This window comes from Paenibacillus kyungheensis, assembly GCF_028606985.1.
Taxonomy (GTDB): domain Bacteria; phylum Bacillota; class Bacilli; order Paenibacillales; family Paenibacillaceae; genus Saccharibacillus; species Saccharibacillus kyungheensis.
The window spans coordinates 4,912,405-4,928,418 of sequence record NZ_CP117416.1 but is presented as its reverse complement, the minus strand read 5'-3'; the positions used below and the strand labels follow the sequence as shown (position 1 = coordinate 4,928,418).

Annotated in this window: 12 protein-coding genes; all 12 read left to right on the top strand. The window is 41.1% G+C overall.

Annotated elements, in window-relative coordinates; translation table 11 throughout:
* Positions 1–59: 59 nt before the first annotated feature.
* Positions 60–1,292 carry an ROK family transcriptional regulator gene (locus PQ456_RS21390; protein WP_273614025.1) on the top strand — a complete coding sequence of 411 codons (1,233 nt, stop codon included), beginning with the start codon at positions 60–62 and terminating at the stop codon, positions 1,290–1,292.
* Positions 1,289–2,284 (top strand): ROK family protein, encoded by a 996-nt coding sequence (locus tag PQ456_RS21385; protein ID WP_273614024.1) that lies wholly within the window; start codon positions 1,289–1,291, stop codon positions 2,282–2,284. The genes PQ456_RS21390 and PQ456_RS21385 overlap by 4 nt, the downstream gene beginning before the upstream one ends.
* Positions 2,285–2,305: 21 nt before the next feature.
* Positions 2,306–3,556: an MFS transporter gene (locus tag PQ456_RS21380; protein WP_273614023.1), complete on the top strand. Its 1,251-nt coding sequence runs from the start codon at positions 2,306–2,308 to the stop codon at positions 3,554–3,556.
* A gap of 135 nt (positions 3,557–3,691) precedes the next feature.
* On the top strand, positions 3,692–5,965 hold the full coding sequence (locus PQ456_RS21375; protein ID WP_273614022.1) for a helix-turn-helix domain-containing protein: 2,274 nt from the start codon (positions 3,692–3,694) through the stop codon (positions 5,963–5,965).
* Between the two features lie 169 nt (positions 5,966–6,134).
* Entirely contained in the window at positions 6,135–7,217 is a 1,083-nt protein-coding gene (locus tag PQ456_RS21370) for a Gfo/Idh/MocA family protein (RefSeq protein ID WP_273614021.1), read from the top strand.
* Between the two features lie 217 nt (positions 7,218–7,434).
* Complete coding sequence (locus PQ456_RS21365; RefSeq protein ID WP_273614020.1) at positions 7,435–8,406, top strand: Gfo/Idh/MocA family protein; 972 nt, start codon at positions 7,435–7,437, stop codon at positions 8,404–8,406.
* 59 nt (positions 8,407–8,465) lie between these two features.
* Entirely contained in the window at positions 8,466–9,461 is a 996-nt protein-coding gene (locus PQ456_RS21360; protein ID WP_273614019.1) for an AraC family transcriptional regulator, read from the top strand.
* An 81-nt stretch (positions 9,462–9,542) separates the two neighbouring features.
* On the top strand, positions 9,543–10,622 hold the full coding sequence (locus tag PQ456_RS21355) for a Gfo/Idh/MocA family protein (protein ID WP_273614018.1): 1,080 nt from the start codon (positions 9,543–9,545) through the stop codon (positions 10,620–10,622).
* Between the two features lie 494 nt (positions 10,623–11,116).
* Positions 11,117–12,730 (top strand): extracellular solute-binding protein, encoded by a 1,614-nt coding sequence (locus PQ456_RS21350; protein WP_273614017.1) that lies wholly within the window; start codon positions 11,117–11,119, stop codon positions 12,728–12,730.
* Between the two features lie 468 nt (positions 12,731–13,198).
* Complete coding sequence (locus PQ456_RS21345; protein ID WP_371748239.1) at positions 13,199–14,095, top strand: ABC transporter permease; 897 nt, start codon at positions 13,199–13,201, stop codon at positions 14,093–14,095.
* Positions 14,095–15,015: a carbohydrate ABC transporter permease gene (locus PQ456_RS21340; protein WP_273614016.1), complete on the top strand. Its 921-nt coding sequence runs from the start codon at positions 14,095–14,097 to the stop codon at positions 15,013–15,015. The genes PQ456_RS21345 and PQ456_RS21340 overlap by 1 nt, the downstream gene beginning before the upstream one ends.
* Positions 15,016–15,054: 39 nt before the next feature.
* Positions 15,055–16,011 carry a sugar phosphate isomerase/epimerase family protein gene (locus tag PQ456_RS21335; RefSeq protein WP_273614015.1) on the top strand — a complete coding sequence of 319 codons (957 nt, stop codon included), beginning with the start codon at positions 15,055–15,057 and terminating at the stop codon, positions 16,009–16,011.
* Positions 16,012–16,014 lie beyond the last annotated feature (3 nt).

Here is a 16,014-nt window from a genome sequence, read left to right as displayed (position 1 = left end):
TGTCAACTCATTAGTAAAGAACATTTACTAATTACAAAAAAAGTTCAAAGGAGCATGTCATGTTACTATCTATCGGCAATCCGCAAATGATCCGCAATCTGAATGAATATTTGATTTTGGAAGTGATTGTGCAACACGATAGCTTATCACGAGCAGAGATTAGTCGGCGTACAGGCTTGAGTAAGCCTACAGTCTCTTCAGCAGTGCAGAATTTATTGCAACATCAATTAATTGCAGAAATAGGACAGGATGATAGCCATCAGCAGGGACGCAAAGGGCAATTGCTTTCATTTAATCCGACTGTATTTTATATTGTAACACTTGATATCGGAGCAGATTATATTCGCACCGGATTAACAGATCTAGCAGGGAATATTATTCAGACAGGGCATTTTCCTCTTGATGCTTCGTATAACGGGCAGGATATGTTAGAACATCTCAAACAGCATATGGATCGGTTGATTGCAGACGCAAATATCGGATGGGATCATGTACGCTTTTTGTCAGCAGGGATTCCAGCAGTAGTACATCCTGAAAATGGAACGATTCATACGTTACTTCCTCAATTTGAACAATATCGTTCGGTATTATCCTCTTCTTCTTTAGCTTCTTTGTTTCCTTGTGAAATCCTACTTGATAATGATGTGAATCTGGCAACTATCGCTGAAAAAGAATATGGCGCCGCTCAATCAGTAGAGCATATGGTCTATGTGTCTTTGGGTGAAGGTGTCGGTGCAGGAATTATGATCGACAGTAAATTATATCGTGGATTATCTGGATCAGCAGGTGAAATGGGACGATGCCTTTCCAGGGCTGGAGATAATGAGCGCTTAGAAGAACAGATCGGTGGCGCAGGGATTCGTCGTCTTATTCAGCAATATAATGACTCTCATTCTGATTCGGACACAGCAGATACTATTCGTCATTGGGATATACAGATGCTGATGAATCAAGCGCGTCAAGGCAACGCCGATGCACACAACATTATCGAGCAATACGGTCAACAATTATCACTATCTCTGATCAATCTAGCATCGATGTTAGCACCTGAAATGATTGTATTTGGTGGTGAGATTGGAGAGTATGCAGATGTATTTATCCCTACTATTCAGAAGCAGATGGAGCAGTATGCTCCGGTATGCCCTCAATTAACGACAACGATGTTAACCGGCAAAGGAGTTATTCAAGGAGCCGCGTGGTCAGGGATTCACCGAGCATTTCAATATATACGAGAAGATATGTTAGTCGTTGGCGGTAAAATGTTATTTGCAGAGCAGGGGGAAAAAGAATGACTGTAGGCTTGATGATCGGTATTGATATCGGTGGAACCAAAACATTAATGATCGTAACAGATCGTAATGGAGCTATACTGGCACAACAAAAACAACCTACGATACAAGCAGAGCAACCGTCAACTTTTTTTACTTTGTTATTTGAACAGGTGGATCAGCTACTGGCTACGATCGATCGCACGATAATAGATGTTGAAGGGATAGGAATGGGACTTCCGGGAGCAGTCAATATTGAGACAGGTGTTATCACTCATATTCCTGCATTGCCGTTAGATGGAGTGTCATTACTAGAACAGATTCAACCTTTTTATGATGGTGCTCTTTATCTGGATAATGATGTGAATGTAGCGGCTCTTGGAGAACACTGGCAAGGTGCAGGCATCGGGAAAAAGCATCTGATTATGCTCACAGTAGGCACAGGAATCGGTGGAGCTGTTATTTTGCATCATCAATTGTTTCGTGGAGCGGATTATACCGCCGGTGAAGTTTCTTATTTGGTGGTCGATCATCAGCCAGAACAGGTATCGTCAGCCACAGCGAATAGTCACGAATTTGGACGATTCGAATCACATGCGTCAGGTACAGGCATTGGTGTATATGCAAGACAATGGTTAACCGAGCATAGAGCAGATCATACTCATCCAATTGTAGAACATGCAGGCGGTCAGATCGAGCAGGTGAATGCTGTAGATGTATTGCGATTGGCTCAAGCAGGGCATCCCGATGCACAGCAGATTATGACTGTACCGATCGATTATATGGCAGCAGGAATAGCTAACATGATTTCGTTACTAAATCCAGAATGTGTCGTTATTGGTGGCGGTGTAGCGGATTCTTCTTATTATATTGAGCAATTACATCAACGGATTGGTCATTTTACCCCGATTCAGACTCAATTAGTGCCTGCGGTATTAGGCAATACAGCGGGTGCACTTGGAGCTGTCTATGGTGTACTACATCATCCATTAGCAATCTACAAACATAGCCGTTAGGTCAAAAAGGAGCCGATGATGATGATCTCGATATGGAGTGCTAAATTAAAAGGAATACGGGACTCCTCGAAGCGGCTAGCAGATCAATGGACAGAGGAACAATCACCCAAAGATGTACTGCTACGGATTCGTAGCTTTTATTTGCTGGCAGGACTAGCTGGAGGTATATTTAATCCTTATTTATCTTCGATGCTTGTAGGTGGAGGGCTGGGAAGTGGACAGGTCGGCTTGTTGCTATCAATTGGTACGTTTATCTCGATTCTAGTACAGCCAGTATGGGGATTAATCGTTGACCGTTTTCAACAAATGAGATTGGTTTTGCTGTTAAGTGTAGCCATTCCAGGATTGTTATCGATTTTGTATCAAAGCCCGTACTTTCTCATTCTGATTATGGTCTATACGATCTCTACTGTATTTACAGCGACCCAAGCGCCTATGGCAGATTCGTATGCACTGGTTGCCGCGCAAAAAGCCAATACTACCTATGGAGCGATCCGTTTTCTCGGGAGTGCAGGTACAGCAGTTGGCGGTTATCTAGGCGGATTGTATGTCAGTCAATATGATGTATCGCTGATCTGGATTCCGTTTATGTTGTTCAATGTGTTAGCGGCAATATTAGCGTTCACGTTACCACGACGTTCAGATGAGAGTCGGATTCTCAATCAATCGCTTAGTGCAGGAATCAAAACCTTATTAACCAATCGTTTATTTTTATTTTTTCTCGGTGGTAGCTTGCTGGTGAACCAGACGTTAACAGCATTTAATTCTTATTTTGTGCTGTCTTTTCAAGATGCAGGAGGCACACTTCAATTGGCAGGAGTAGGATTGCTGATCGCTTCAGCAGCGAATATCCCATCTATGCTGATAGCCGCCAAAGTGATTCACCGGATCGGGCATGAGAAAATGTTGCTGTTAGCGGCTTTTGCTTATATTTTGCGCTGGGGTATCCAGTGGTTATTTCCTGTTCCATCGGTTATGCTAGCTGTACAATTGTTACATGGTTTATCGTTCGGATTCTTTTATATTGCGGCAGTAGAATATGTATCACGCATTACATCCAAACATATGCAAGCGACCGGACAAAGTATTTTTAATATGGTGTTTGTCGGGATAGCAGGTATTATTGGTAATTTGCTCAATGGATATTTACTTGAGCTTGGCGGATCGCAAGCGATGAACCTTTCTTGCGTCATTAGTGCCTTACTGGGTTCTTTGTTATTGTTATATGTAGCGGTGCAGAGCCGTTATTCCTCTTCTGTTCCTCAATCTTAATCAATGATTATTTTATTTTTAAAATAACCCTCAACAAATAACGTCTAAAAGCGTAAACTAATAATAAATATATGTTCTATAATATGTTGTCACAACAGATTGTCTGTGTCAGTAGCATTCAAGGGGGAGGACCATTTGCTATTTAAAAACTGGTATCGCCGTCTGTTGCTATCGTATTTTCCGATTTTTTTATTAACTGTCTCGATATTGATCTTTTTATCATTTCTAGTCATTAATGAAATTTCACGTCAAGAAACAGCCAAAGCCGATCGAATCTCTACCGGATATATGAAAGATACGTTAGAACGATCAGTGAGTGAAGTGGAACTGGATATATTAAGCGATCTGGAGACTTCCAATGTATATCGTTTATTTCTGAATAACGATCAGGCTGATCGGACAGCAGTCACGTATCAGACGATTGATCGCTTGCGGATGCTCGAAAATAATAATGAACTGATTGCATCAATCTATATGTACCGGGATGCCGATCAGCGGATTTTAACGTTACATGGGATTAAAGAATTAAGCGCTTTTGCTGATCGTGATTTTGTGCAGAAAGCTTTACAAGCACCGGAACAACGGGGTTGGTCAAGTGTACGCTTATTTGCCGAAATGAGTAATGATCCCAAGCAACAAGTGATTACGATGTATAAACGTGTGCCGTTACCTTTTGGCGATCAAGGTTTAGTGGTGATCAATATTAGTGTATATGCGATGCAACAGACAATCGCATCGATGTTCAATCCACAAGTGTCTTTTCTTGAAGTGCATGATGCTTCAGGGTTACCGATTTATCCTGCTACCGCTCTCAGCGAGGCAGAACATGGCAAGACGCTCACAACTCTGCATTCAGATCGATTAGGATGGACATTTGAAAGTGGGATTCGTGCCGGACAATTATTTGCATGGGTATCGGTTATCTCGTATATCTGGATATTGATTGGGATATTTGTCGTAGGGGTATCGATTGTCTATATTATCTATATTACACGCAAAAATTATAAGCCGATTCAAGTGATGATGGAACGAATCGAATCGCTTCAATTAGGGGGTGAATCGACACGTAAAGATGAGTTATCGTTGATCGATCATGCTCTGGAAAGTCTGATTGAACAGACGATTGATTACGAACAACAACATCATGAGAATCTTCTTATTCGTCGTAGGCGCTTATTTATGAATTGGATCGAAGGCGAATATCCTGAAAGTATGCAACAGGAACTGCATAATGTACATATTTTCAACGAGTATGTTCCTGCTTCGATTCATACCGATTCGTATACAGAAGTGCCTTATTATGCAGTGATTGTAGCAGAGATCAAAGACTATGACGCTTTTCGTGAAAAAGGAAATGTGCAAGAACATAATACGCTCAAATTGGCACTGACCAATGTTTTTCAAGAACTGGTACAGCAAGAAGGATTGCAAGGATGGTCGGAGTGGATCAGTGTACGTCGTGCCGGTATTATTATTTATGGGATAGATGAAGAAGAACGGCAATGGAATCGGCGTTTATTTGCTTTAGCTGCCAATAGCCGGGAATGGGTCGAACATAATTTACATTTAACGATTACACTGGGTACAGGTGTGACTGTCCACGATATCTCAGAAGTGCATCAATCCTATGAATCAGCATTGCAATCGTTAGGCTATAGTCTGACACTGGGACGAGATGGCATAGTGATGTACAGCGATCTTCCTCAAGGTCGGGAGCAGGAAAGTTATCGTTATTTGCAAAATATCGCTGATCTGGTCAAAGCATTTCGTCTGACTCAAGAGGTATGGCGAGATCATCTGAAGCAGATGTTGGATCGTGCAGAAAATGAGCCATTGCGTGATGAAAGTATTCGCTCACTTGTGTTATCACTTTTACAAATGTTAAGTCGTGAATTGGAAGGAATGTCTGAGCCACTGGATCTTTTGTTAACTGGAGATACCGCCAATTGGACGATTGAATCGATTGCAGAAGCGGAAACGATTGAAGAAGTATATCATGCATTGCACCAATATTTGGATCAGGTCTATGCTCATTATGTAGAAGCAGGAGAATCGACCAATTATCATGCGTTGATCGGTGAAATGAAATCGTATATTGAAGATCATTTTGCTAATCCAGATTTATCGCTAAATCATTTGAGTGAACGATTTAATGTTACGCCCAAGCATGTGAGCCATTTATTCAAAGCGGAATTAGATATCAAATTTATAGATTTTCTAGTACAACTTCGCCTTCATCGTGCAGAAGAATTACTATCTTCAACAGAGGATACGATTCAGAATATAGCGATTCAAGTCGGATATGCCAACTCGATTACATTTGGACGTGTGTTCAAACGCATTATTGGTGTGACGCCCGGTGACTACCGTAAGCTCAAAATGAAGCCTGCTTCGTATGAGCCGAAGTAATGTCACTTTTAACTAGCTAGCATCATATACACTGCCATAAATAGCATGTGCAAATATGTCGCTTTTTTGAAGTAATGCTGTCGCAATCTTGTTGTATGATTTGAATACTGACATGTTAAAATGACTTCAAGTTACAGTAAATGACTAGCGTATACGGAGGGTAAAGCACATGGAACAGATCATCAATGTAGGTATTATCGGATGTGGTGGAATCGCACAAGGAAAACATTTACCATCACTAGCGAATCTCGATTATGTGAATGTGGTAGCATTTTGCGATATTATTCCTGAAAAAGCACAAGCACTTGCTGAACAATATGGTACAGCAGATGCGCAAGTCTATGAAGATTATCGTGAAGTGTTGAAGCGTGACGATATTCAAGTTATTCATGTCTGTACACCCAATGATGCTCATGCTGAAATTGCGATCGCTGCAATGGAAGCAGGCAAACATGTAATGAGCGAAAAGCCGATGGCGAAAAAAGCCGCAGATGCTCGCAAAATGTTAGAAGTCTCCAAAGCAACTGGTAAAAAGTTAACAGTAGGTTATAATAATCGCTACCGTCCAGATAGCTTAATGCTTAAGCAGTTGTGTGAGCGTGGTGATCTGGGAGAAGTCTATCATGCCAAAGCTCATGCGGTTCGCCGCCGCGCTGTACCGACATGGGGCGTATTCTTAGATGGAGACAAACAAGGTGGCGGGCCATTGATCGATATCGGAACTCATGCGCTGGATCTTACCCTATGGATGCTTAACAATTATGAAGTTCATTCGGTGACTGGATCGGTCTATCATAAGCTTTCTCAAACACCGAACGCTGCGAATGCATGGGGCCCGTGGGACCCTGAGAAATTCAAAGTGGAAGATTCAGCATTCGGATTTATTACGATGAAAAACGGTGCAACGATATCGATCGATGCTAGTTGGGCGCTGAATGTACGTCATCCGGATGAAGCTAAATGTACACTGTGCGGAACCAAAGCAGGTGCAGATATGAATGATGGATTGCATATCAATGGTGAAGATTTAGGCAATTTATATGTGAAAGAACTGCAACTAGGCGGTAGTGGTGTAGCCTTTTATAGTTCAGATCATGATGAAAAGCCTGAATTTATGGAGATGCGTCTGTGGATGGAAGCGATTATTAATGATACAGAGCCAGTTGTAACGCCAGAACAAGCTTTGGTGGTATCCGAGATTTTAGAAGCGATTTATACATCTGCAGAGACAGGGCAAACGGTCTATTTCTAATCTTCAGCTATCAGAATTGAATCTAATGGTATAAAAAAGTGATTCCCCCTCAGGAGTCACTTTTTATTTTGCAATCTTTTCCAAATTTATAATGTGTCGCTTTTTTATAGTTGGGATGTCATTTTAATTCATTTCAAATGTTGTCTAAAATATGATATTTTGTCGGTAGAGTGTCACTATTTTAAAGTACAATCATTATACAGTGGGAGTGAAAATCATGATCAAAGTAGCAATATTAAGTTATTGGCATGTACACGCACAGGATTACACTAACGATACGTTAAATCATCCAGATACCGAAGTAGTCGCAGTATGGGATGAGATTCCAGAGCGAGGTCAGAAAAAAGCAGAAGAACTTGGCGTTCCGTTTTACGAAGACTTGCATGAACTGTTTGCCAATCCTGATATTGATGGTGTAGTGATCACCACTCCTACTGTTATGCATCGTGATGTAATGATTCATGCAGCAGAAGCAGGCAAACATATTTTCACCGAAAAAGTTATCGCTCCAACCAATGATGAAGTGGAGCAAATTATTGAAGCAGTGAACAAACATAATGTAACATTAACCATATCTTTACCACGCTTAAATGCAGGCTATACGCTGGCGATTCAGAAATTGTTAGCAGATAAAGTATTGGGCGAATTAACACTGGTGCGTACCCGTCTATCTCATGATGGAGCTACACAGGGCTGGTTACCGGATCACTTTTTTGGCAAACAAGAATGTGGTGGTGGCGCACTGATCGATCTAGGTTGTCATCCTGTCTATCTAGCACGTCTATTTATGGGTATGCCTGAAAGTGTATCTGCTAATTACGGTTATGTGACAGGCAAAGAAGTAGAAGATAATGCAGTCACTACATTCCGTTACAGCAATGGTGGAGTCGGTATTGTAGAAGCTGGATTTGTGAATAAATTTTCTCCATTTGTGATTGAAGTACATGGTACACTCGGCAGTGTATTGTACAGTACGCATGATGAAAAATTATGGTTGCGTGCAGGAGACGATACAGCATGGCAAGAAGTGACGATACCAGCAGATCGTGAGACTGCTTTTGAACAATGGGTAGCACATATTCAAAATGGCACCAAAGCAACAGAAAATATCGGACTCGCAGTAGATCTTACTCGTCTGGTACAAGCGTCTAATCAATCGGCAGCGGAAGATCGTCCGGTAAGCTTGTAAAGCAGACATTACCGTATACCAATGTACCTTTATCTCTGATTGAAGAAAGGACGAAGATCATGATCAAAAATGAACGATTCGTCCCGTTACAACCGATGCGTGAAAAGCCATTTTTGCTAGAAAAGCTAGATCTGAAATTCCGCTGGGGCAATTATGGTTTTCGGGTATTACGTTTTCATTTAAATTCATTTGCACCTGGAGCCAAAATCGGGTTTCATAAACATTCTGAATTTGAATTTCATTTTGTTGCTTCTGGCAAAGGCAGTGTCGTGCTGGAAGATCAGACGTATTTTTTGCAAGAAGGCATGTTTTATTTAACAGGGCCTGATGTACTTCATGCACAAGAAATGGATATGTATGATCCGCTTGAAGAATTATGTCTACATCTGGAGATCGTTCCGTTAACAACTGATTCGTCATTGGAACAGATGGACAATGATAAGGGTAAGGCTTCTGCCACACCTGCTGATTGGGGTAAAGAACAAGAAATCTCGGAAGCCGAGCAATGCGTGCGTCAATTGTATAATTTGCCTGCACGTCCGATGATGGATCGCAGACAAACGATGTCGCATTTTTATCGTGCCTATGATGCGATTGTTCATCATGAATCTGGTGTGTACGAGACGATCCGGCAATGTATTATTCAGATTATGTTACTAACGGCGCATGCTTCCGATCAGGAAAAGCGACCGTGGTTAACATTACCTCACCGGGAAGCGTCAGAAGTTCATTTTCAGATGGCATGTCAGTTTATTCGGGACAATTATATGTTTCCGATTGCACTGGAAGAAGTCGCGACCACAGTAGGCATTAGCAAACGTCAGTTACAACGAGTGTTTCAAAAGTACACTTCAGCTACATTTACCGCGTATCTCGAAGAAGTTCGTTTAACCCATATTTGCACTGAACTACGGCTAGGGAACAAAACGGTTGAACATATTGCACTGGATAACGGATTTGAAAATGTAAATTATCTGTATCTAGTGTTCAAAAAAAGGTATGGAATGACTCCGCGTTCTTTCAAAGAACAAGCTCAACAGATAATCAACGAATAAAACCGTATGATCTACTGCAACGTCAACATGTCTATCACCAACAAGCCACAGCAAAATACTTGATCAGGAGCTGAACAGCAAATGACCTCAACCATTCGTATAGGTATTATCGGCAGTGGCGGTATTGCGCGTATGCATGTCAATGCGTATCGTCAGATGGAAAATGTAGAAATTGTAGGTGTCGCAGATATTGTACCGGATCGAGCGAGCCAATTTATTGCTACACATCATCTTAATCATGCACACGCTTACGAAGATCATCTGGTCTTACTGGAACAGGAATTAGATGGAGTCAGTATTTGTACACCGAATGTATCGCATTATCAGACGACCATGGATGCACTTGCAGCAGGTAAAAATGTATTGCTGGAAAAGCCGATGTCTGTCACATTGCAAGAATCGGTTGAAATGGTAGAGATGTCGAAAAAATCTGGAAAAATGCTATCGATCGGTTTCCAGCCGCGGTATGATCCCAATATGCAATTTATTCGCAATTATATTCAAGACGGCAATCTAGGAAAAATTTATTATGTTGAAGTTGGCGGTGGTCGACGTAGAGGGATGCCACAAGGGACATTTATCCGCAAAGAATTAGCAGGAGCTGGAGCACTTGCTGATATCGGTTGTTATTCTCTCGATCTTGCTCTTCATACACTAGGGCATCCGAAACCGTTGACAGTATCTGCTACAGTATCCAATCATTTTGGAACCAATCCCAAGTATCATCCTGAAGCTGAAAGTTTCAATGTAGAAGATTTTGGAGCAGCACTGATTCGGTTAGAAGGTGGCATTACGCTTCAATTTAAAACCGCATGGGCAATGCATATGGATACATTAGGAGCGACCCGTTTTCTCGGAACCGATGCCGGTATGAAAATTACGCCTTATGGCGAAGGCCCGTGGTCAGGAGTATGGGACGGTGGTGTCGGTACGATTACCAAGTATCATGATATCGGTGGTCGGTTAACGCATACGCCTATTCCTTGTGTACGTTCTGATCTGAACTTATTTGATGAAAAAGTCAAAGATTTCGTCAATGCTGTAGCTAACGGATTACCTGCTCCGATCTCTGGCGAACAGATCATTTTGAATCAAGCAATTATTGACGGCATTTTCCGTTCTTCAGAACTGGGTAAAGAAGTCGATATTGTATTGCCTTAAGCGCTTGGCAAAATAAGCGCGACCCAAGTTTAATAAGAAGTGATTTTTGCGAAGCAAAATATCTTACATCAAGCGCTTGGCAAAATAAGCGCGACTCGAGTTCAATAAGAAATGATTTCTGCGAAGCAAAATATCTTATGTTAAATCCATTTAAGCGAAGCAATAAACATCAAGAATCTTTCAATTATTCGATCACAATCGAGTAGGAAAGGTTCTTTTTTTATGTTTTCCCTTAACTACATAAGGAGATCAACGTTAATTTAACTAACACAAACCTCAATGCGGAAAATAGTTGATCATCGGAATACAGTTGATATTCAAAATGATACCGCTTTCTTTGATAAAGTTTATACTCGGAAAATAGTTGATTGTCTGAATATCGCTATAAATGCCATACTGGGGACATCCCAAAAGGTAAACATGATAATTATGCTGACTTTTTTGTACAAAGAGAAACGTTCTGAGGGAGCAAAGCTGACAAAGGGGTTGAGAAGATGAAAAAAGATCCAAATCGAAAAATGGGCAAACGTGTAACAAGTTCTATGTTAGCCATGGTGTTAGCAGGCATTACCATTTTGGCGGGATGTTCTTCCAATGAAAGTAGCAGCGGTGCCACAAGTGAAGACGGAAGTTCTATTTTAAAAGTAGAAGTTTTTGATCGTGGTAATTCTCCATCAGGTTATACCATCAGCAATAACTATATGACCAAGTTAGTGGATGAACGTTTTGGCACACCTAATAAAATTGATGTGCAATATGTACCAGTTCCTCGTTCCGATGAATTGCAAAAGTTAAATGTATTAATGGCAAGCGGTGGTGATGTACCGGATATCGTATTTACTTATGATCAAGGCACATTCAATCGCTATGCTGAACAAGGCGGTCTAACTGATCTGACCGATTTGCTCAATCAATATGGGCCCAATCTCAAAAAGTTTTTAGGGGAAGATACCCTTGCTTACGGACAAATTGAAGGCAAACAATTTGCGATTCCAGGTAAACGATCGGTGCTTGGCAAATATGCTTCTTATATCCGTCAGGATTGGTTAGATCAACTGAAATTACCGATGCCACAGACTACGGATGAGCTGTATACCACACTCAAAGCTTTTCAAGAAAAAGATCCGGGTAAAGTAGGAAGCGGTCTTATTCCTTTTGGTATGACGATTGCTCCTGCGCAATATGATCCATTATTATGGTCTTTTGTCCAACAACCATTAAGTGATGAACAAAAATATACATTAACACAAAAGTTAGGTTCCAGTGATTATCCTACATTGTTGCCCGGCTTCAAAGACGGTCTGCAATTTATGAACAAATTGTATAACGAAAAACTAATCAGTACTGACTTTGGTCTGGATGAAGATAAAAAGCAATTATGGCAAGATGTGCAAAACGGTAAAGTAGGCTTTTATACTGAAGATGCAGGTGAATTATATTTCACTTATAACGGCACATACAAAAATCTACAAACTAATGTAAAAGGCGCTACATTAACGCCTACCGATGTATTTACCAACAATGAAGGCAAACATGCTAAGCCTGAATATGCATCCAATGGTCTGTACATTATGATCCCTAAATCTAGCGCCAAAGCGGTAGAAGCGATCAAATATTTAGATTGGATGGCTTCGGACAAAAACTTGTTTGATATGCAAAATGGTGTAGAAGGCGAGAACTACACTATGAAAGATGGAGTGCCAGTTACTAAAGAAGATGCAACCGAAGAAGCTACCAATCGCCTGTACAACTACGGAGATATGGCTATTATCGCTAACGGTAAAATCGTAGGAACCGAAGAGCAAAACAATAACGCTTATATTATGCAGACACCGGAAGAATACCAAGCCGCTATGCGTAAATCGGTTGAAATCTCCAATACCGATACGATTCCACCGGTAAACTTCAGCGTACCGATCAAAGCCGAAGCCAAATATGGTAGTGGACTGCAAGACAAATACAATCAACTGATCGTCAAAGCAACAATGGCTCCAACCGCTCAATTCGACACCGTCTACGAATCCCTACTCAAAGACTATATGAGCAGCGGCGGACAAGCTATCCTAGACGAACGCACCAAAGTATTCCAAGAACAAGGCGCCAAATAATCAATAAAGCTCACCTACCTTGTTCAAAAATTCCGTACATTCATATCAGGAAAATAAGGATACTGTTCTACAAATTTCTCAAATGGATTCAACCCAATTATTCATCACTAAATATCGAAATAAATAGCGTAAGGAATCTCCAAAATCAAATCATTCTTTCAACCATTTCAATTCACTTCCTAATCGAAAGCCAAACTTGCTACACCCACCCAATGTGCAAAAACCGCAACGCCATCTTTAAAAGAAATGTGCTCTCACCACCAAGCGTAGTGAACAGATTCTTTCTGAAAGTCGCCTTTAAGACTCGGATATCGACCGCCCAGCGGTCAAATCAAGATATCCGATCTTACCAGCGACGCCAAGAAAGAATCCGTTCACGAAGCGCTTTCCCACCAAACGAGCACATCACCACACTGAGTGAAGGTTTTTCCACAACCATCTTAATGAAAGGGGAGTACCAACGTGAGAATGTCTACTTACCTCCGCAGATACTGGCAGTTGTATTTCCTACTCATTTTACCGATTGCTTATTTTCTAACATTCAAATACGGACCGATGTACGGTATTCAGATTGCTTTTAAAGACTTTAACTTTTTTCAAGGGATTAACGATAGTGAATGGATCGGTTGGGATGCTTTCCGCGAAGTTTTTCAAAATCAGGATTTCTACAAAACATTGCGTAATACATTAATGCTGAACTTTCTAGATCTGTTGGTTTCTTTTCCAGCGCCGTTATTATTAGCAATTATGTTGTATGAAGTCAAAGCGGTCTGGTTCAAAAAGTTATCACAGACTATTCTGTATATTCCGCATTTTATTTCATGGGTGATTATTGGAGGAATTGTGTATCAAGTGTTCGGTACGCAATCAGGATTCGTAAACAATATGTGGATGGCACTTGGCTTTCAGCCGATTCCTTTTTTAACCGATCCGAATTACTGGTTAGTGACCTATTTGCTAACAGGAGTATGGCAAAGTGCCGGCTGGGGCACGATTTTGTACTTAGCTGCTTTGACAGGTATCAACAAAGAACTGTATGAAGCCGCAGATATGGATGGAGCAGGACGACTGAAACGGATATGGCATATTACATTACCCGGTCTCAAAACAACGATTATTACATTGTTGATTATTAATCTAGGTAATATGGTTACGATCGGATTTGAACGTCCGTTTGTAATTGGAAATGTAGCTGTACAAGATTACTCGGATGTACTCAGTACATTTGTATATCGGATCGGTTTAGAGTCCGGTCAATATACACTAGCTACCGTTGTTGGACTTTTCCAAGCTGTTGTTGGATTGATATTTGTACTCGGTGCGAATTACGCATCTAAGAAATCGACAGGAGAGGGGATACTCTAATGGAGAAAATAGCCGATATCAGCAAAACGACTGCGGTTAAAGCCAAAACGACAACCAGTAAAGGTGATCGGATTTTTGATATTGTGAATATCACTTTGCTTAGTATTGTCGTGCTGGTCTGTCTGATTCCATTTATTCATATTCTAGCGATCTCTCTTAGTTCGGCTCGTCCGATTATGTCGGGCGAAGTATCGCTATTTCCAGTAGAGTGGACGACAGAAGCGTATGTCAAAGTATTTAGCGATATGTCGATGATTCGTTCGCTTGGCTTTACGGTGATGCTGACCGTTATTTTTACGATCCTTTGTATGGCGATGACGATTGCGGCGGGGTATCCATTGTCCAAGTCCAATCTCAAAGGACGCGGATTTTTTATGGTCTTGATTATTATTACGATGTTTTTCAGCGGCGGTATTATTCCCGAGTATATTCTGGTGCGTAATCTACATTTGCTGGATACGATGTGGGCATTGATTTTACCGGGATTGATCAGTCCTTTTTATCTGATAATTATGATTTCCTTTTTCCGTAATATTCCGGAGAGTCTGGAAGAAGCGGCTGAAATGGATGGAAGTAGTCACTTTTATACTTTATGGCGCATCATTTTACCATTATCGTTACCGGTGATTGCTACATTAAGTCTTTTCTACGCAGTGGGACGCTGGAATGGATTTATGGATACATTAATGTACATTAATAGCCCTGATCTATATCCGTTACAGCTCAAATTATATCAATTGATCCAAAATAATATGGCTAGCGAATTGATGCGCAATGAAGTAGTCGGTTCAGCGCAAATGATGCCAGAAAGTCTAAAAGCCGCCAGTGTTATTTTTGCAACGATTCCGATTCTAATTGTCTATCCTTGGTTGCAACGTTATTTTGTCAGTGGAGTGATGTTAGGAGCAGTCAAAGGATAAATATCTGATATTTCAAATGGGTTGAAGAAAGGAGTCTATATGCTTACATCCAAAGGGGAATATTCGTTTTCAACATGCTGGAATATTAAGCGTCATAACAGTGGAGCAGAGATGATCGCTGAGATTCAAGAGCTTGGATTTCAGCAGGTAGAGCTAAATTACAATGTGACTACCGAGATGTTGCAAACGATTGAGCCGATGATTGAACGCGGCTTGATCGGTATCTCCAGTGTGCATAATACATTTCCCCATACGCCTGATCCTGATTATGGAACCGATTCGGTATTGCTCGGGTTCGACGATGAAGAAAAACGGCACAAAGCGATCGATTTACTGGTAAAATCGGCTGAATACGCTCATCGTTATGGAGCTAAAGCTGTTGTAGTGCACCCCGGTGAAGTTCCGTTTGCAACCAATATTGATGAGACGTTAAAAGGAATCTATCACGAACAAGGCAAAGACTCGCCTGCTTATCAACAGCTATGGTCGGAAATGATTGAGCGTCGTGAACGTCTATCCGAGCATTATCTAGAACGGATTCAGCACAGTCTAGAAGAAGTGTGCGATCGTGTGTTGTCCAAAGGGTACGATGTGGCATTTGGAATCGAGACCCGTTCTCGTTGTTATCAAATGCCTACATTATCTGAAGCGAAAAAGATACGTGATCGTATGCAAGGTGCGCCTGTCTATCTCTGGTACGATATCGGTCATGGCATGATGATGGATCGGATGGGATTGTATCACAATGCAGAAGAAGCGAACGCTATGAAAGAGGATATTATCGGCGTGCATATTCATGAGACATTAGGATTATCCGATCACTGGTGTCCATATATTCATAGTAAAGACATGACTTTTTTTGATCGGTTTCTCGATATTATCGACGCGGCTCCTGTCAAAGTATATGAATTGAAAGCCGCTTGTCAGCCAGAAGAGATTGAAGCCAGTCATCAGTTATTGATTAGCAAAATTCAGGAACGTCACATTATAAAATAGAGC